Annotated in this window: 15 protein-coding genes; 12 read left to right on the forward strand and 3 right to left on the reverse strand. The window is 72.0% G+C overall.

What is annotated here, in order from left to right:
• Positions 1 to 469 precede the first annotated feature (469 nt).
• From AHOG_RS12090 to AHOG_RS12100, 3 genes are all read left to right on the forward strand, one after another.
• Positions 470 to 1,279, forward strand: a complete 810-nt coding sequence (locus AHOG_RS12090; RefSeq protein ID WP_093941446.1) for a methyltransferase domain-containing protein — start codon at positions 470 to 472, stop codon at positions 1,277 to 1,279.
• A 182-nt stretch (positions 1,280 to 1,461) separates the two neighbouring features.
• A complete protein-coding gene (locus AHOG_RS12095) occupies positions 1,462 to 2,961 on the forward strand; it encodes a carboxylesterase/lipase family protein (protein WP_093941447.1) in 1,500 nt (499 codons plus the stop codon).
• A gap of 452 nt (positions 2,962 to 3,413) precedes the next feature.
• Positions 3,414 to 4,712 carry a sensor histidine kinase gene (locus tag AHOG_RS12100; protein ID WP_157736776.1) on the forward strand — a complete coding sequence of 433 codons (1,299 nt, stop codon included), beginning with the start codon at positions 3,414 to 3,416 and terminating at the stop codon, positions 4,710 to 4,712.
• Between the two features lie 54 nt (positions 4,713 to 4,766).
• Here the strand turns inward: AHOG_RS12100 and AHOG_RS12105 are convergent, their stop codons facing one another.
• Positions 4,767 to 5,405, reverse strand: coding sequence for a transcriptional regulator (locus tag AHOG_RS12105; RefSeq protein WP_093941449.1), 639 nt, complete (start codon positions 5,403 to 5,405; stop codon positions 4,767 to 4,769).
• A 321-nt stretch (positions 5,406 to 5,726) separates the two neighbouring features.
• Between AHOG_RS12105 and lanKC the strand changes: the two genes are divergently transcribed.
• The 8 genes from lanKC (at position 5,727) to hisG (ending at position 14,779) form a co-directional block, all read left to right on the forward strand.
• Complete coding sequence (gene lanKC, locus AHOG_RS12110; RefSeq protein WP_093941450.1) at positions 5,727 to 8,390, forward strand: class III lanthionine synthetase LanKC; 2,664 nt, start codon at positions 5,727 to 5,729, stop codon at positions 8,388 to 8,390.
• Entirely contained in the window at positions 8,387 to 8,491 is a 105-nt protein-coding gene (locus AHOG_RS29330; RefSeq protein WP_211290582.1) for a class III lanthipeptide, read from the forward strand. Before lanKC ends, AHOG_RS29330 begins: the two co-directional genes overlap by 4 nt.
• Before the next feature lie 77 nt (positions 8,492 to 8,568).
• Positions 8,569 to 10,011, forward strand: a complete 1,443-nt coding sequence (locus AHOG_RS12115) for an MFS transporter (RefSeq protein ID WP_093941451.1) — start codon at positions 8,569 to 8,571, stop codon at positions 10,009 to 10,011.
• The gene (locus AHOG_RS12120; RefSeq protein ID WP_093941452.1) at positions 10,008 to 12,323 is read left to right on the forward strand and encodes a prolyl oligopeptidase family serine peptidase; all 2,316 of its coding nucleotides are present in this window, start codon (positions 10,008 to 10,010) and stop codon (positions 12,321 to 12,323) included. The genes AHOG_RS12115 and AHOG_RS12120 overlap by 4 nt, the downstream gene beginning before the upstream one ends.
• Before the next feature lie 16 nt (positions 12,324 to 12,339).
• Entirely contained in the window at positions 12,340 to 12,678 is a 339-nt protein-coding gene (locus tag AHOG_RS12125) for a hypothetical protein (RefSeq protein WP_093941453.1), read from the forward strand.
• 274 nt (positions 12,679 to 12,952) lie between these two features.
• A complete protein-coding gene (locus AHOG_RS12130) occupies positions 12,953 to 13,300 on the forward strand; it encodes a hypothetical protein (RefSeq protein ID WP_157736777.1) in 348 nt (115 codons plus the stop codon).
• Between the two features lie 352 nt (positions 13,301 to 13,652).
• The gene (locus AHOG_RS12135) at positions 13,653 to 13,916 is read left to right on the forward strand and encodes a phosphoribosyl-ATP diphosphatase (RefSeq protein WP_075743751.1); all 264 of its coding nucleotides are present in this window, start codon (positions 13,653 to 13,655) and stop codon (positions 13,914 to 13,916) included.
• Between the two features lie 17 nt (positions 13,917 to 13,933).
• Positions 13,934 to 14,779: an ATP phosphoribosyltransferase gene (hisG, locus tag AHOG_RS12140; protein WP_093941455.1), complete on the forward strand. Its 846-nt coding sequence runs from the start codon at positions 13,934 to 13,936 to the stop codon at positions 14,777 to 14,779.
• Positions 14,780 to 14,951: 172 nt separating this feature from the next.
• Here hisG and add read toward each other — a convergent pair whose 3' ends face one another.
• Complete coding sequence (gene add / locus AHOG_RS12145; RefSeq protein WP_093941456.1) at positions 14,952 to 15,986, reverse strand: adenosine deaminase; 1,035 nt, start codon at positions 15,984 to 15,986, stop codon at positions 14,952 to 14,954.
• A 316-nt stretch (positions 15,987 to 16,302) separates the two neighbouring features.
• Here add and AHOG_RS12150 point away from each other — a divergent pair, with 316 nt between their 5' ends.
• Positions 16,303 to 16,614 carry an antibiotic biosynthesis monooxygenase family protein gene (locus AHOG_RS12150; RefSeq protein ID WP_093941457.1) on the forward strand — a complete coding sequence of 104 codons (312 nt, stop codon included), beginning with the start codon at positions 16,303 to 16,305 and terminating at the stop codon, positions 16,612 to 16,614.
• A gap of 134 nt (positions 16,615 to 16,748) precedes the next feature.
• On the opposite strand, the gene AHOG_RS12155 is transcribed toward AHOG_RS12150, so the two are convergent.
• Complete coding sequence (locus tag AHOG_RS12155; RefSeq protein WP_093941458.1) at positions 16,749 to 18,734, reverse strand: ABC1 kinase family protein; 1,986 nt, start codon at positions 18,732 to 18,734, stop codon at positions 16,749 to 16,751.
• Positions 18,735 to 18,778: the final 44 nt, after the last annotated feature.

Genomic DNA, 18,778 nt, shown 5'->3' on the forward strand with positions numbered 1-18,778 from the left:
CTTGGAAGCCTCGACGATCGCTTTCACACTGCCAGTAGCCACAATGGCAGGCAAGACTCCGCGCCGACTTGAAATCGGTTCCGAGGCCGCCGGCGCCCGGGGCCGGGAGCAACCCGGTATGGGACGAACGGAGTAATGAATAACAAAGGACGGCTGCGGGTCGATCCGCCGGGGCCCGCAGGGGCGGCGGTAACTCGGAGAAAAGCGGCGTCACCGATTGTGACATCGAAAGTCCGCCGCTTCGAGCGCGTGGACAGCAGTATTCCAAGGTCCGGTTTCGGGCGGGCCGAATGCGTGACGGACCGGACGCTAGGCCGAGGTCCGTCCCGGTCACGGTGCTCGGCAGGCCGGGGCGGTCGAGTCCGCCGCGCGTCCGCGAGCACGGTCTCTCGGATCCTGGATGTGTGCTCTCGGATGTTGAGAAGCGTTCGGTACGGTCGGCACCGAGGCGAAGGACGAGGGAGGACCCGTGGCCGCGGAGACGGATCGATACGTGCACGGACATCACGACTCGGTGTTGCGCTCCCACCGGTGGCGGACGGCCGCCAACTCCGCGGGCTATCTCCTGGACCGACTGCGCCCCGGACTCGATCTGCTCGACGTCGGCTGCGGCCCCGGCACGATCACCGTGGAGTTGGCGGAGCGCGTGGCACCCGGGCGGGTCGTCGCGATCGACGTCGCCGACGTGGCGGTCGAGGCGACCCGGGCGCTGGCCGAGGAACACGGCCTGCCCGACGTCCTCGTGCGCGTCGACGACGTCACCGCGCTCGACCTCCCCGACGACTCGGTGGACGTGGTCCACGCGCACCAGGTGTTGCAGCACCTGGCCGACCCGGTCGGCGCGCTGCGAGAGATGCGCCGGGTGTGCCGCCCGGGCGGGCTGGTGGCCGTTCGCGACGCCGACTACGCCGGGATGACCTGGTTCCCCGAGCCGCCCGCGATGCGGGAATGGTGTTCGCTCTACCGCCGCGTCGCCCGCGCGGCGGGCGGCGAACCGGACGCGGGCCGTCGGCTGTCTACCTGGGCGCGGGAGGCGGGGTTCACCGACGTCACCGCCACCGCCTCCACCTGGTGCTACGCCGAACCCGACGACCGAGCCTGGTGGAGCGGCCTGTGGGCCGAACGCATGACCGAGTCCGCCGTCGGCACCCGCGCACTCCGTGACGGGCACGCGACGGAGGCACAGCTGCGGCGGATCGCGGCGGGATGGCGGGAGTGGGCGCGGGACGACGGAGCCTGGTTCGCGGTCCTGCACGGCGAGGTGCTCTGCCGAGCCTGAGCCCGTACTCCTGTCGATCGCGTGATCCCGCCCGCCCGCCCGCATCCGTCCGGACCGGTCCGGCGGCGGGGGAGGACGTCGCTGCTCGCGCGGTGGACGTGACGCCGCTCGCGGGAGTGCCCGCCGCTACCGTGCCCTGAGCGTCGACCCGTGAGGGTCGGCCACGGACGAAGGACATCGGAATGGACGACGTCGTCCACACCACGGCAGGCCGAGTGCGGGGATTCGAAGGCTCGTCCTCGGTGCTGGGCTTCCTCGGCATCCCCTACGCGGCTCCGCCCTTCGGCGCGAACCGGTTCCTGGCGCCCCGGCCCGCCGCGAGGTGGCGCGGCGTCCGCGACGCACGTTCCTTCGGGCCCGTCGCGCCGCAGTCCGCGCGGCTGCCCGGCATGCCTGCCTGGTCACCGGGGGACGAGGACGTCCTCACGGTGAACGTCTGGACGCCTCGGCGTGCCGCGGGCGGTCCGCCGCTGCCGGTGCTGGTCTGGCTGCACGGCGGGGCGTTCACCTTCGGTTCCGCGGCCCAGCCCGAGTTCGACGGTACGACGCTCGCCACGCGGGGTCTCGTGGTGGTGACGTGCAACTACCGACTGGGCTTCGAGGGCTTCGGGCGACTGGCGGGCCGTCCCGACGATCGAGGCCTGCTCGATCAGCTCGCCGCCCTGCGCTGGGTCCGAGACGAGATCGCGGCGTTCGGCGGAGACCCCGACCGGGTCACCCTCGCGGGACAGTCGGCGGGGGCCACCGCCGCGGCCTGCCTGCTGGGGCTGCGTGAGGCACGGGGTCTCCTCCACCGGGTGATCGCACACAGCCCGGTCGGTGTGACGGGCACTCGTGACTCCGCCGACGACGTCGCCGAGCGGATCGCCGCCGCCGCCGGGCTCACCGTGGACCGGCTGGGGACGGCATCGCCGCAGACCCTCGTCGCCGCCGCCGACGCGGTGTCGGCGGCCTGCCGTGTCGATCCCGCCCAGGGCCGCCGCTATTACGACTCCGTCCTCTTCGGTCCGGTGCCCGCCGACGGTGAGGTCGACGCGCTGCTCACCGCGCCGCCGCCCGAACCGCTGCACACGGGCGTCGCCCGCGACGTCGACCTGCTCGTCTGCCGCACCGACGACGAACACTGGCTGCTCGCGGCGGTGGACGGCGTGCCCTCGGTGACCGACGAGGCCGGCCTCGCCCACTTCATCGCAGCGCTGGACGTGCGGCCGGAGATCCTCGCCGACCGACGGCTGCGGCGGCCCCCGGCGTCGATCGAAGAGTTCTACCTGGACGTGTTCGGCGAGATCACGGTCGGCAGGCCCGCGGCCCGGCTGATCGAGGAACACGTCGCGGCGGGCGGTCGGGCCTTCTCGGCTCGCTTCGCCCGGCGCCTCGGCGCCGACGGACCGGTCCGGGCCTGGCACAACGCCGACCTGCCCTTCGCCTTCGGCAATCTCGACGTGCCGGGCGCGCGCTTCCTGATCGGCGGCCCGCCGACGGAGCAGGACCGGGCCTTGTCGCGCCGGATGTCGGCGGCCTGGGCGGACTTCGCGACCGCGGGACATCCGGGCTGGCCTGCCGTGCCCGCCGGGTCGGCGACCCCGACTCGAGTCTGGCGGACACCGCATGACGCGCTCGACCTGGAGCCGAGTCCGACACCACCCGGCGCGGATCCGCCCGGCCGCCGGACCCGGCGCTGAGCCGGGGCGAGAGTCCCCGACCGGGCGGCGCCGGAGGTCGACGTCCGGGTGGACCCTTGCGGAGGCGGGTCGGACCGGCCGGAGTGGGGACCCGGACACCGTGGGCTCGACACGATCGCCTTGCCGGGTGACTCACGAGGACCGGGCCGACCGGCGAGAGCGGAGACGACCAGAGCGCCCGGGCGGATCATCGCGAGGCGCGGGCCCGGCGCCGTGCCCACACTCGCCACCGCGTGAGTCCGCGACCGGATCTGGCGCGGCCGGTCGGCACGGCGGGTTCCGGGGCCAGGCGGCCGAACCGGTGCGGTCCGGCCGTCCGGCCGTCCGGCGAACGTTGGATCACGAATAGACGTCGTTGCGTCGACGAGGCGGCACGGTTGGTGACGGTCCGGTTACCGTTCGACCCGCCGGTGGGGGCGGGCCCACCGGCGTCGGCACGGGGAGCGGCGCGGATGAATCGATTCACGTCCTGGTGGGGGCGGGCAGGTCGACTCCGACGGTTACGGGGCCTGGCTCCCGGCGGCACCCTCGGCTGGCTCGATCCGCGTTACATGCTCTCCAAACCGGGGGAGGAGCGAGCTCGACGTTTCATCGCCGTGCTGATGTTCGGACAGCGGGCCAGCTACCTGCTGCCCGCGCTGGCCGCGTCGCAGGGTGCGGGCTATCACGACGCCGTCCTCAACGGAGTCCTCCTCGCCTGCGCCGTCGGCTGGAACGTCTTCATGGCCGTGGGCATCGGGCGGCGTGGCTGGTTCACCCACGGCATGGTCGCCGTCGATGTCCTGGTGGGCTGCCTGCTGCTGGCGGCGGTCACCGCGAACTGCCTGCCCGGCACGGAGTTCACCTCGGTCAACTGGTCGTCGAAGTACGCGCTCGGCACGGCGGCGCTCATCGGGGCGACACTGGCCCCGAGAGCGGCGATCCTCGTGTCACTGCTTCCGATGGTCTGCTACGTCTGGGCGTTGAGCGGCGGCGGCGCCTCCTTCACGATCAGCCCGAACATGATCGGCCACCTCAACTCCTGTCTCTGGTTCGGCCTGCTGCTGCACTACATGCGCCGGTACCTCTCCGCCCAGTCGCGCACCCTGGACGAGACCTCGCAGCGCAGACTGGCGACCGAGGTCGCCAAGGCCGCCGATCAGGCTCGGTTCCACGAACGCATCGCGCACTATCGCACGCTGCACGACACGGCGCTGGCGACATTGACCGCCATCGCCCGCGGCGGGCTGGATCACCGCACAGACCAGGTTCGACGGCGGTGCGCCAAGGACGCCGACTACATCCGGCGGCTGATCGTCGAGGACTCCGCCGGGGGCTTCACCGGGCTCGGCGACAAACTCGCCGAGGTGATGTCCGACGCGGAGGGGCTCGGGCTCCGCGTGCACTACCTGCCGGGCGCCCTGCCGGCCCACCTGCCGCGGCATGTCGTCGACGCCGTCGCCGACGCCTGCCGCGAAGGACTCAACAACGTCGCGCGGCATGCCCGTTCCAGCGAGGCATGGGTGACCGTCGACTGGGAGGACGCGGAGCTCGTCGTGCGTATCGTCGATCGGGGCATCGGCTTCGACCCGGACGTCACCCCGAGGGGCCTCGGGCTCGGCCGCTCGGTGATCGATCGCATGCGCGAGGTCGGCGGCCGCGTCGAACTGTTCTCGCTGTCCGGCGAGGGCACCTGCCTGGAACTGTCGTGGCGGCAGGCGATCCCGGCCGTGGCGACCTCGCACACCGCGAGCGCCGGACCGGGACGCTGAGGGGCGGCTTCGGCCGTCGGCGCGAAGGACGGCGACTCGCGTGCCCGACGCGGGTCAGCTCTGCGGATAGCGGGCGAGCCCGTCCTCCCGCACCCGGTTGGCCAGGTCCAGCTTGGTGTAGGTGGCGCGGCCCAGTTCGCGATACTTCTCCTTGACCTTCGCGAGGTACTTCTTCGCGGTCGCCGGCTGCACCCCGGCGCGTCGTGCCGCCGCCGTCAGCGTCATCCCGGAGGCATAGGCGACGAGCACCGCTCGCTCCTGCGCGGCCAGCCGGGGTCGTTCAGGCCGGGTGTCCCGGGACCAGGAGTACGCGAGTTCGGTGGAGTAGACGGTCTCGCCGGTCGCGACCTGGCGGATCGCGTCGGCCAGCACGTCGAGCGCGTGGTCCTTGGTGAGGTAGCCCAGCGCCCCGGCTCGGACCACGTCGACCCCGTGCTCGACATGCGGCACCACGCTGGCCACCAGCACCTGGATGTCGGCCGCGACCAGGCGGCGGACGTTCTCGACGGGATCGGAGCGGTCCGCGAGAAGCAGATCGAGCACCACCACCCTCGGGCGCGCACCCGGCGCGGCCAGCAGCTCCTCCACCGTGCGCATCGTGCCCAACAGCCGCAGGTCCGGCACGGAGGACAACCAGGCGGCCAGCCCGTCCAACAGCATCTGATCGTCGTCGACGAACGAGACCGTGATCATGCGGCGACGGTGCTGTCAGGCCGCGGGCCTTCGCAGTCCTCGCCCGGTGGCGACGGCTCTCCTGCTCGTGATCGTTCTCGACGGTCCATCGAACCCCCCTGGTTCACGCAATCGCGCAGCTCGATTGCCCAAGCATAGGCGAGATCGTGGCAATTCCACGAGCGATCCAGATGTTTCGTGTCAATTCACCTAGCGGTCGCGCCCGGACCGCGTCAACACCTCCGAAAAGGGGGCTGGGAACGTCTTCCCTTCTCCCGCAGGATCGACATCGTCCGGTCGACGAGGCCGCGATCCGGGGAAACGTCGATCGGGGGAGCCGCGATGCGTGAGTTCTGGCTGATGTTCGCCAGCGACGAGTATTATCTCCCGCTCGATCACGTCACCGATGCCGGGACGCGCTACGCGCCGACCTCGGTGCGGCCCGGTTGGGCCGGACGGCCACGAGACTGCTGGCTGGACTGGTCCGCGCCGGGTGTCCCCGCCGTCGAGCACGGCTGGAAGATCCACGTCTCCAGCGGGCTGCTCTCCGCTCAGTCGACGCTCGACGCGGTCGCCGAGATCTGTTTCGACGAGCAGGTGCGCTTCAAGCACATCGCCGCCGAGAAGTTCTTCCTGGCCCTGCACCATAAACACGGCCCACGTCCGCAGTCGGGCAAGTTCTGCGCCGTCTATCCGACGGACGTGGAAAGCGCACGTCGCGTGTTGGACCGGCTCGTCGAACGGCGCCGAGGAGCCGAGGCGCCGCACATCCTCACCGATCGACGTTATCGCGACTCGGCTTCCGTTCATTACCGATACGGCGCCTTCTCGCCGCGAGATCGACTGCTCGCCGACGGTTCGCGCGAGCCGATCCTGGTGGACGCCGCGGGCCGGGAGATCGCCGACGTACGGCGCCCGTTCTTCACCCTGCCCGACGGCGTCGTCGATCCCTTCATCGAGGCGGAGCCGTCCCCGCACACGGGCTCGGTGCTGCTCGGCGGGCGCTATCGGGTGACCGCGGCCATCCGCCACAGCAACGCGGGGGGCAGCTACCGGGCGGTGGACGAGAAGACCGGTCGCACGGTGTTCATCAAGGAGGCCCGCGCGCACAACGGCTACACCTGGGACCGCGTCGACGCGCAGACCCGGTTGCGTCGCGAGCATCGGACCCTCGTCGACCTGCACGCGGTCGATCCGGGACTGGCGCCCGAGCCGCTCGAGTACTTCCGCGCCTGGGAACACGAGTTCCTGGTCACCGAGCACGTGCCCGGAACGCCGTTGTGGACGTGGGCCGGGCGGTACAACCGGATGATCAGGCCTGCGGCCACGCGGGCGGAGCGGACCGCGTACCTGGCCCGCGCGGCAGGCGTCCTCGCCGCACTGCGCGCCGTGCTGGATCGCCTGCACGCCCAGGGCAGGCGGTTCGGCGACCTCAGTCCGGGCAACGTTCTGATCGGCCCCGACGACGCGGTGCGGCTGGTGGACTTCGAGGCGACGTCGTCGCTGACCGGGCCCGAGCTGAAGATGGGCACCGAGGGGTTCTCGCCGCCGCAGGCCCTCGTCGACGCGGGCGTGGACTCCGACGACTACGGATTCGCCGCGCTGGCGCTCGTGCTGCTCTTCCCCCTGCAGAAGCTCATGCAGGTCGACGGAGCCGGGCGTGCCGAGCTGCTGCGGCGGGACCTCGGCCTGGACGACCTCGACGAGCCCGCCCAGGACGTGCTGTGGGCTGCCGCCCTGCGGTATTACGGCACGGCCGGGGCGATGACACGCCCCGATCCGAGCCGCTCCCGCGACGTGGGTCCGGGTGTTCCCCAGCTCGTGGCCCGGGCGCGGGAACATCGAGGGCTGCCCACGGCCGCCGATCTCGACGAGCACCCGACGCGGTGCCTGCGCGAGCTGGTCGAGGATCTCGGGGCCGGTCTGCTGGCGATGGCGCGTCCCGAGCGGACGGACTGGCTGTTCCCGCCCTCTCCTCGGGCCTACGGCACCAACATGGTCTGCGTCGCCTACGGCACCGCGGGCGTGATCCACGCCCTGCACCACGCGGGCATCGCGATACCCGAGGAGGTCTCCGCCCGGTTCCGTCGAGAGGCGCTCGCGGAGCGGGACCGTCTCGCGCCCGGCCTGCACGTCGGCACGGCGGGCGTGGCCTGGGTCCTGGCCGAGACCGGCGCGCTGGACGAGGCGCTGGAGCTGATCGACCACGCGGGACGCCATGAGCTGACGCGCGGTGTGATCACCCTCGAGGGCGGTGCGGCCGGAGTGGGAACGGCGCAGCTCGCCCTCCACCGCTACACCGGCGACGAGAAGCGGCTCCAATCCGCCGCGGAGCTGGGCGAGCTGATCCGGGACCTCGACGATCCGACGGCGGTGCTCGGGAAGTCGCTGCAGGGGCTGCTGCGTGGGCGCGCCGGGGTGGCGTTGTTCCTGCATCACCTAACCGATGAGACCGGAGACGAGAGCTTCCGGCGGGCGGGCCTGACGCTCCTGCACGCCGAGCTGGACGGGGCGATCGAGATGCCGACCGGTGATCTCTCCTTCGTCGAGCATGCCGAGCTCCGGAGACAGCTGCCTTTCCTGAGCGTGGGTTCGGCCGGGGTGACCCCGGTGCTGGCCAGGTACGTCCGCGCCACCGGCGACGAGCGCTGCGCCGAGGCGCTGCCGAGGATCGCGGCGGACTGTGCCCTGAGCTGCGCCGTCGACCCCGGCCTGTACCAGGGCCTGGCGGGCGCCGTCTACGCCTGGGCCGACTACGCGGACCTGGCCGGGCTCGCCCACGCCGGCGAGGCCGCGGACCTGGTTCCCCGACTGGCGGGCGGCCTGGTCAAGCACGTGGTCCGGCATCCGGACGGTCTCCGCGTACTGGGCAGCGCCACCACGCGGTACTCGGCCGATCTGCACAGCGGCTCGGCAGGCGTCCTGCTGGCGCTCAGCCGCGTCGTGCACGGCCCCACCGGCCAGTTCTTCACCCTCGATCAGCGGGAGGGGGGTGAGACCACATGACCGAGATCCTGGCGCTTCAGCAGCTTGCCGACGACAGCGACAGCGAACTGATCCCGTGCAGCTCCTTGAGCATCGGCTGCTGCAACGTCGAAACGAGGTGATCCGGCGACCTGCGGGGCTCGGGTCCCACCACCCGAGCCTCGCGGGGGCTGGTCATGATCACCGGGGAAGGACCGAGATGTCGCGGGATCTGCGGTTGTACTGGGTCGGGCAGACCAGCACGAGTCTCGGCTCCGCCTTCACCGCCGTCGCCGTACCCCTCATCGCCGTGCATGCCGTGGGAGCCACCGGCGGCCAGATGGGCCTGCTGACGGCGGCGGGCAGTCTCAGCGTCCTGTTGTTCGGCCTGCCACTGGCCACCCTCGCGGATCGGCTGCCGCGCAAGCGACCCTGGCTCATCGGCGCCGAACTCCTCGGCTGCTGTGCCGTCGGGATCGTCGCGCTCGGCGTCGCGGGGGACTGGGTGGACATCCCGCTCCTGGCCGCGTTCGCCTTCGTCCTGGGCTGCCTCGGCGCCCTCACGGAGGCCGTCTACTTCGCCCACCTCGGCAGCATCGTGGACCGGGAGGGACAGACCCGGGCCCGTGCCCACCTGCAGAGCGGCGAGTTCGTCGGCGACCTCACCGGACGGGGACTCGCGGGCCCGCTCATCGCGATCACCGGCCCGATCGGCGCGCTGCTGATCAACGTCGCGACTCGCCTGATCAGCGCGCTGTGCCTGCTGCGCATCGCCGCCCCGGAACGGCCGACTCCGCCCACCGGCAGACGAGTGCGTCCCGCCGATCTACTCGTCGGATTCGCGGCGATCCGGGACAGTCCGTACCTGCGCAGGCTCGCGCCGTTCCTCGCCGTCAGCCAGCTGATGCGGGGCATGGTCGCGGCGCTGACCGCGCTGTTCATCCTCACCGTGCTCGGGGTGCCCGCGCTCTGGTACGGCGCGCTGTTCGTCGTGAGCGGCCTGGGCGGACTGGCGGGCAGCCTGCTGGCCGCTCGGCTCGCCGACCGCGTGACCCCGCAACGACTGGCCACGGTCGGCTTCGCGGGCGTCGCCGCGGCCACCGCCCTGCTGCCGCTCGCGGCGGGGCCGCTGCCGGTGGCGATGGTGGTGGCCGCGCTGGGTCTGGGCCTGCCGATCTTCTGCGGCGCGGTGGCCAACGTGGGCATGGTCGGCTTCGCGGGTCGCGAGCTGGGGGCGGAGGTGCTGGGTCGGTTCTCGGCGAGCTTCCAGCTCGTCGGCACCCTGGCCTTCATCATCGGCTCGGTCACCGCGGGCTTCGTCTCCGAGATCATCGGCATCCGACCGACCCTGTGGGCGGCCGCCGTCCTCGGACTGCTCGCCCTGTTCCTGCTGCCCGCCGCCCGGTACGGCGCCGGGCCCCAGACGGTGGCGGCGCAGACGGTGGCGGCGCAGGGCCCGGCTCGCCCGCCCGCGGCCGACCCGGCGACGTCGACGGCCGCTCCCCAGGCCGTCGAACGGGGGACAGGCGTGGGCGGGGCCGAGGACGTCGTGCGGTCCGCCGCACGTGTCCCCGGCACGGCCGCTGCGTCCGGCGCCCGCCGAACCGCCGAGGCAGTGCCGGTCGATCCGGCGGCGGACACCCGGCCGGGGGGCGCCCGATGACCGCCTACCCGCCCGCCGCCCGAGGCGGCGACGTCGACGTGCTGCACGGGCGGATCGTGCCCGATCCGTATCGCGGACTGGAGCGTGACACCGAGGACACCCTGGCGTGGACCCGCGCGCAGTCCCGACTCGTCGACGCCTACTTCGAAGACTGCGAGGTGCGCGACCGTCTCGCGGCGCGGCTCGCGGTGGACGAGACGCCGCCCGCGCCCACGCCGATCCGGGTCGGCGACCGCGAGTTCCTGCCGCCGCACGGCGACGGCGACCGCGGCATGCTGCGGATGCGCCGTCCCGACGGCGTGGTCGTGATCCTCTGCGATCCCAGGCGCCTCGACCCCGATGGTCACACGGTGCTGCACCGGGTCACGCCGTCGCCCGACGGACGCCGGGTGGTGTGTCAGCTCTCCCGGCTCGGCGTCGAGTACGGACGGCTCCTCGTGATCGACGCCGACACCGGCACCGTCCTCGACGGCCCGATCGGACCCGTCCGGTACTCCTCGATCGCCTGGCTGCCCGACGGCTCGGCGTTCTTCTTCGTGGCGCAGACGCCGGAGTCCGTCGCGTCGGCGGGGACCAGCCCCGACGTCGTGCTGCACCGCCTCGGCACGGAAGATCATGCCTCGGCGGCCGTCCACACGCCGACGAGTGGACACGAGGACGGGGACGTCTCCCGGCCTGCGGTCGACCCGGTCGCCCTCGACCCCGCGGCCCCCGGCCCGGCGGCCTTCGATCCCGCAGCGGCACCGAACGCCGTGTCGCCGGACCTCCTCGCGGCGATCGCCCGAGCAACCGAGGGGGCCGCGTCGATCTCCGTTCGGATCGACCGGGGACGATGGCTTCTCCTGCACTGTGGCATCGCCGCGGGCGGCGGCAACCAGGTCTGGATCGCCGACCTCGCCGACCTCGCCGCCGGGCAGCCTGCGGGCGCCGTCCCGCCCGGGCCCCTGCTCCGCCGCGTCACCGAGGGAGTGGACGCGCGCACCCACGCCGAGGTCGGGCCGGACGGGCTGCTGTACCTGCTGACCAGCCACCGGGCGCCGACCCGACGGCTGTGTCGGGTCGAGCCGGGGGACCCGCGTCCCGACCGCTGGCGTGAGGTGGTGCCCGCCCTGCCCGACGCCACGCTGACCTCGGTGACCGTCCTCGAGCATTCGCCCGTGCTCGTGGTGCTCCGCCTGCTCGACGGTGTCCACGAGGCGTCGCTGCATGATCGGGCGTCGGGCCGCAGACTCCGGACCGTCGCGCTGCCCGGGGCCGGGCGGATCACCCGGATCGCGGAGACCGGGCCTCGGGAGGTCCGGCTCGGCTACACGGACTTCGTCACGCCGCCCGGCGAAGTGCGGTGCGACCTCGTCACCGGTTTCTGTCGTCCCGCCACCCGATCCGCCGCCCGCTCGGTTCCGACCGTGGGCACCCGGCGGCTCCGCTGTCGATCGGCCGACGGCACCTCGATACGCCTCGTGTTGCTGGGCAGGACCGCCGACCTCACGGCGACGTCGCCACGCCCGCTGCCCACCCTGCTCACCGCCTACGGCGGCTTCGGCATCCCTGCCGTGCCCGCCTACGACCCGGAGCTGCTCGCCTGGGTGGCCGAGGGCGGCCTCGTGGCGATCGCCTGCGTGCGCGGCGGCGGCGACGAGGGCGCGGCCTGGCATCGGGCGGGGACGAGGGAGCGGAAGCAGAACACCTTCGACGACCTCCACGCCGCCGCCGAGTGGCTGATCGCGGAGGGCCGTACCTCGCCCGATCGGCTCGGCGTCCTCGGGTCGAGCAACGGCGGGCTGCTCGTCGGGGCGGCCGTGACCCAGCGGCCCGACCTGTTCGCCGCAGGGGTCTCGCGCGGCGGGGTGCTGGACATGATCCGCTCCGAGCTGTTCGGTCTCGGCCCGCTCTGGCGAGAGGAGTACGGCAGCGTCCAGGACGGCGCGGAGTTCCGCGCGCTCCTCGCCTACTCGCCCTATCACCGGGTCCGCCCCGGCGTGCACTATCCCGCGACCCTGTTCGTCGCCGCCGAGCAGGACACCCGGGTGCACCCGATGCACGCCCGCAAGATGTGTGCGGCGATGCAGCACGCGGACCCCGAGGGCAGACCGATCCTCTACCGCTCGCTGGCCGCCTCCGGCCATGTCGAGCACTCCCGTCGTCGTGCCGTCGCCGTGGCCGCCGAGACGCTGGCGTTCCTCGCCAGGGAGACCGGGCTGGCGAACGACCGCGGCCGCCCGGTCCCGTCGTCCGGCACCGGGCACGGCGGTGCCCGCGCCTTTCCGTCGTCCCCGTCGGGTTCTCCCGTCGGGGGGTCATCGCACCAGTGATCAGGAGGAATTCGTCATGAACAGTGTTCGACGCGCATTCGTCTCGACCGTGTTGGCCGGGGCGTTGGCCCTGGGCGGCGGGGCGATGGCCTCCGCCGCGCCCGCCACTGCGGAGGGCGCGCCGTCCGCTTCGGCCGTGTCGGTCTCCACCGACGTCGCGGTGGCGCAGGAGTGGTACTACGGCAGCGGTTTCGGTTTCACCGAGTCTGCCGCCCTGCTTCAGGCGCAGGAACAGGCCTACTTCCAGGCCTGGCTGCACGGAGGCTGGGAGCGGTGGCAGTGCTCCGTCACCAGCAGCTGGGTCGTCCCGAGTGGGAACACGTTCAACGCGCGGGTCACGCTGATCTGCTGGTGAGCCGGTGGCCGGCCGCGCGGGCGTCGCCGGCGGGTGTGCCGGTCGACCGTTCACTCCAGCCTGCCGGAACCCCGCCGACTCGAGTCATCCCCGCCCGTCGAGCCGTGCCGCGGCCGTCGAGTCTCGGCGTCGTCGGCCTGGGCGACCGGGCCGACGACGGCCATGACAGTCGGTGGCGTCGCCCGTCGCCCAGGCGACGGTGCCAGCCCGTTCAGTCGTCCCCCGGCGGGTGCTCCCGTCGGGTCATCGCACCAGTGATCAGGAGGAATTCGTCATGAACAGTGTTCGACGCGCATTCGTCTCGACCGTGTTGGCCGGGGCGTTGGCCCTGGGCGGCGGAGCCGTCGCCTCGGCGGCACCGGCCGCGGCCGCGGTTCCCGACGGCGGCACGTCCGTCTCGGCGGCCTCCGTCGCGGGCGAGGTCACCGCGGCCCACGAGTTCTACTACGGGTACGGCTTCGGCTCCACCGAGTCGTTGGCGCTGTTCCAGGCGCAGGAGCAGGCCTACAACCAGGCCTGGATCTTCGGCGGCTGGCAGCGGTGGCAGTGCAGCGTCACCAGCAGCTTCGTCACCCCCGTCGGCCTGTCGTACAACGCGCAGGTCACCTTGTGGTGCTTCTGAGGCGATGACCAGTCGTACAGAGCCGACGACGACCGGGGACGTCGGTGAGGACGGCTGACGCCCACCGTGGGATGGACACCGCCATGGTGTCCTGACCACCAGACGATCAGGCACCGCCGGTCTGTCCCGCCTCGGCGGGGCAGACCGGTGGAGCCGATTCGACGTGCCTGCCTGGCTTGCGCATCTGTGAACCGGCGCCGATCACGCACGTGGTGCGGTGCCCGTGCAGCCGCAGTGGCGGCCCGATTCTCCGGCGACGTGCCCGCCGACGCCCCGCCTGTCGCCCGCCTGTCTCGCCTGTCGACGGGGTGAGCGGGGCGGCCCCCGCACCGGGATGCGAGGATCGGGACTCGTGAAGACGTTCGACGAGCTGTTCGCGGAACTACGTGATCGCGCCGCCACCCGCCCCGCCGGGTCCGGCACCGTCGCCGCCCTGGATGCCGGGGTCCATGCACAGGGCAAGAAGGTGCTGGAGGAGGCGGGCGAGGTCTGGATCGCCGCCGAGCATGAGTCCGACGAGCGGCTCGCCGAGGAGATCTCGCAGCTTCTCTACCGACTTCAGGTGTTGATGATCGGTCGTGGGATCGACACCGCCGACGTGTACCGCCACCTGTGAGCCGGAGGAGTCAGCACATGTTGCGCGTCGCCATCCCCAACAAGGGCGCCCTCGCCGAGAAGGCGTCGGAGATGCTGGCCGAGGCGGGCTACCGTCGCAGGCCCGGCCCCAAGGATCTCACCGTGCTCGACACGGTCAACGAGGTCGAGTTCTTCTTCCTCCGTCCGAAGGACATCGCCGTCTACGTCGGCTCCGGTCGGCTGGACATGGGCATCACCGGCCGTGACCTGGCGCTGGACTCCGAGGCGCCGGTCAAGGAACGGCTGGGTCTCGGGTTCGGCGGCTCCACGTTCCGCTACGCGGCCCCCGAAGGTCGCGAGTGGACGGTCGCCGACCTGGCAGGGAAGCGGATCGCCACCTCCTATCCGCGGCTGGTCCGCGGCGACCTCCTCCGACACGGTGTGGAGGCCGAGGTCATCCGCCTGGAGGGCGCCGTGGAGATCTCGGTGCAGCTGGACGTCGCCGACGCCGTCGCCGACGTCGTCGAGTCGGGCGTCACCCTCCGGCAGCACGGCCTGGTCGCCTTCGGCGCCCCGATCTGCGTCTCCGAGGCCGTCCTGCTCGAAGGCCTGGACACCGAGGACAGCCCGGCCAGGACACAGCTCGCCGCCCGGCTGCAGGGCGTGGTGATCGCGCAGCAGTACCTGATGCTCGACTACAACTGCCCCGCCGCCCTGCTGCCGGAGGCGATCCGCATCGCCCCCGGATTGGAGTCGCCGACGGTCTCGACGCTCGCCGAGCAGGACTGGAACGCGGTGCGGGTGATGGTGCCCAGGAAGCAGGCCAACGAGGTGATGGACCGGCTCGCGGTCCTCGGTGCCAAGGCGATCCTCGCCTCGGACATCCGGTTCTGCCGACTGTGACGACGGCGCTCGCGCGGGTCCTGCTCGGCGCCCGCGCGGGTTCGCCGAACCCGTTCCGACTGGGGGACCCCGCCTGACTGGGGATCCCGCCTGACTGGGGACCGTGGCCGACTGACGAGCGGCAGCCCGCCCGCCGTCGAGCGCGGCTCGATCGACGGGCAGGCTTGGCGGCTCAGTTCTCGTCGGCCTGCCAGCGGGCGAACACCGAGTCGATCTCGGCGTGCAGGGCGGCCTTGCGGTCTTCGGCGAGGAAGGACGCGGAGACGCCGTTGCGGGCCAGCCGCACGAGCTGTTCCGGGGACAGCCCGATCTCATGGGCGGTGCGGTACTCGTTGGTCAGGTCGGTGCCGAACATCGGCGGGTCGTCGGAGTTGAGCGTGACGAAGACGCCCTCGTCGAGCATCCGAGGCAGCGGGTGCTCCGCCGCGGTCGCGACCATGCGGGTCGCCACGTTCGACGTCGGCGAGACGTCGACCGGGAGCTGCGTGTCCCGCAGGTAGGCGACCAGCTCCGGGTCCCGCATGCTGCCGATGCCGTGTCCGATGCGCTCGGCGCGCAGGGCCCGGATCGCCGACCAGACCCGGTCCGGGCCGTGGGTCTCGCCCGCGTGCGGCAGGCTGTGCAGCCCGGCGGCCCTGGCCTTGGCGAAGATGTCGGCGAACTGGTCGCGTTCGACCTCGATGCCGCCGACGCCGAAGCCGATCACGGAGTCCGGGCCGACGGCGAGGGTCTCCCTGAGCGCTTGTTCCCCTGCCTCGACGCCGTAATGACCGGGGAAGTCGGGAATCCAGCGCAGCGTGATCCCGTGCTCCTGCTCAGCCTGCCTGCGCCCCGCCTCGACGCCGGCGAAGACGACCTCGGCGGGCACGTCACGTTCCAGGTGGTTGAGGAGGCTGAGATGGACCTCGGCGTACCGCACGTTCTGCCGGGCGAGGTCGCGTGCGGTCTCCACGGCGAGCAGTGCGAAGTCCTCCTCGTCCCGCAGCGCCTGGACCGAGGCCAGATAGACGTCGATGAAGTGTGGGAAGTCGCGGAAGGCGTACCACTCACGCAGCGCGTCCAGCGTCGACGGGATGGCGGGCAGATCGTGTTTGCGCGCCAGGGTCAACAGGGTCGTCGGGGCGAGCGAGCCCTCCAGGTGGACGTGGAGTTCGACCTTGGGCAGCGCGTCGATCAAGGCGTGGACGGGCGGGGTGGACTCGGGCATGACGAAGCTCCCTGAACGGGTGAGGTGAGAAGGAGTGTCGGCGGGACGAGCGGCGCGGCCTGCTCGTCGTCGGTTCAGGGTGCGAGGTCTCCTCGGTCGTGATCCTCCCCGTACAACGGCAGAGGAGGCGGCTCGGGGAACGGACGCATGCCCGCACTGTAGCCGGCCGATCTGTCACGTGTCACTGCCCGGACGAGAACAGTCGACCGGAAGATCGCGTCGCGAGAGCCCTCGCGTCGGGAGACTCCCGGGTGCGGAGGCTCGGGCGTCGGAGACGCCGGCGTGTCCTCGCGAACGGGCGAGCGATGATGACGAGGTGATTCTGGAGAGCGCCACCCTCGATGTGATCCCCGGCCGCGAGGTCGAGTTCGAACACGCCTTCGCCGAGGCCCGGCCGCTCATCGCCGCATCGCCGGGCTTCCTGGGCCTCGAACTGAGTCGCTGCCTGGAGCGACCGAGCCGGTACCTGCTGCTGGTGCGATGGGCCGCCCTCGAGGATCACACGGTCGGCTTCCGACAGGGACCCGACTATCCGAGGTGGCGCGAGCTGCTGCACCACTTCCACGACCCGTTCCCGACCGTCGAGCACTACACGACGGTTGCCTCGGCAGGCGGATATCCGGGCTGATCGGGACGACTCGCGGGCGGACCGCCCGTGGTTCGGCGTCGGCACGACGACCACCGGCTTCGCCGCCGAGTGTTTCCCCGAGGCGCGCGACGGCGCGGCGACCGACTGAGAAGAGCCGTCTCGCCCGCGCCCCGTCACCGTCTGCGTGCCTGCTCCGGTCCGCGATCGGTCCGGAAGATCGTCACCAGCACCCGCAGCACGAGTACCGAGGCGATGACGAGCATGCAGTAGCCGAACACGGCGTACATCGACAGTTCGCCCTCGATCACCTGTGGACCGCCCCGCAGCCCGAGCAGCATCACCGCGATCAGCCCGCTGGTGATGCCCAGCAGGGTCAACAGGACCTGGTGTACCAGCCCCGTGGCGAACCGCCGGTCCCGTTCGTCGGCGAACAGCCGTACGTTGACGCTGAGTCTGCCCTGCTCCAGCGAGTCGGAGATCCGGTCCAGCCGCCGGGGCAGCCTGCGCAGCATGGGCATCATGGCGAGCAGCTCGCTCTTGGCGGTCTCCTTCAGCGACCCGGCGGTGCCCTGCGCGGCCAGCGTCTCCTCGCCGAAGCTCCGCGCCTCCGCGACCAGGTCGAACCGAGGGTCCAGGACCTGGAGGGTGCCCTCAAGGGTGCCCAGCGCCCGTGCCACCGCGGCGAGCTGCGGGGGCACCGCCAGACCGTGGTGCGAGACGATGCCGAAGAGGTCGACGAACATCTGCGCGGACGGCGTCATCCCCGCGCTGAGATGGCGGGCCATGAACTGACCGAGCGCCCGCTCCAACCGCTGCTCGTCCACGTCGTCGGGCCGCTCCACCACAGCCAGCAGCGCATCGGCCACCGTGGAGGCGTCGCCGGTGTTGAGCCCGAGCAGCAGCTGCGCCAGCGAGTCGCGGGTGAGGCCGTCCAGCCTGCCCACGGAGCCGAAGTCCAGCAGCGCGATCCTGCCCTCCTCGGTGACCATGACGTTGCCCGGATGGGGGTCGGCGTGGAAGATCCCGTCGAACATGATCTGTCGGAGCACACAGTGCAGCAGTGACTTCCCCAGCTCGGCGCGGTCCCAGCCCGATTCGTCGATCATCGAGCTCGCCCGTCGCAGGGACCGGCCCGGCAACCGGTCCATCACCAGCACCCGCTCGCCTGACAGCCGCTCGTGCGGAATCGGGTACAGCACGCTCGCGTCGGTCCGGACCCGTGCGGCCGCGACCACCGAGGCCATGTTGGCGGTCTCGATGCGGAAGTCCAGCTCCTCGCGCAGCGCCTCGGCGAAGCCCTCGGTCAGCTCCGCGACGCCGAGCGAACGTCCCCAGCGTGTGCTCCGCTCCAGCGAGCGACCGAGGCGGGTGACGATGTCGAGGTCCCGCTCGACCGTGGTCCGGATTCCCGGCCGCTGGACCTTGACGATCACCTCCTCACCGGTGCGCAGCCGAGCCACGTGCACCTGCGCGATCGACGCCGCCGCGAGCGGCTCGTGGTCGAACTCGGCGAAGACCTCGCCGACGGGCCTGCCCAGCTCGGCGGTGAGGACGCCTTCGATCTGCTCCCACGGCACCGGGGTCGCCCGATCCTGTAAGCCCGACAGCTCCTCCACGAACTCGGGGGCGAGGAGGTCCTGTCGCGTCGACAGCACCTGGCCCAGCTTGACGAAGGTGACGCCGCCCTCGTCCAAGGCGGCGCGCAGCGAGCGGGCCAGTCGCTGCCTGCCGCCCGTCGAGGCGGGCGCGGCATCGCCTCGGCCACGCAGATACGGGCCGAGTCCATGGCGGACGGCGATCGCGCTCAACCGGGTGTAGCGGCTGGTCCTGGCGATCCGCCGTCGCAGCGCGGGCAGCCAGTCCATCACGCGGGGCATCGAGCCGCTCGGCACGAACGCCTCCGCCAGGACGAGGAAGATCATCGCGACCAGCACGGCACAGGCGGTGGCCAGCACGAGCAGCAGCAGCATGACTCCGGGGTCGCGCTCGTACGACGGGCCCGCGATGGCGTTGACGAGCGGGCCGCCGATGGTCAGCGCCAGCAGCCCGGCGACCACCGCGCGGAACCGGCTGAAGCGGATGCCGAGCAGACGACGCGCCATCGTCCCGAACAGCAGGACCAACGCGACGAACATCGCCGTGGCCAGCATGGCGAGCATGAGCGCCCCTCTCGACGACACGCGAACTCACAGAGACCGATCTC

The sequence above is a fragment of the Actinoalloteichus hoggarensis genome (genome assembly GCF_002234535.1).
In the GTDB taxonomy this organism is placed as follows: Bacteria; Actinomycetota; Actinomycetes; order Mycobacteriales; family Pseudonocardiaceae; genus Actinoalloteichus_A; species Actinoalloteichus_A hoggarensis.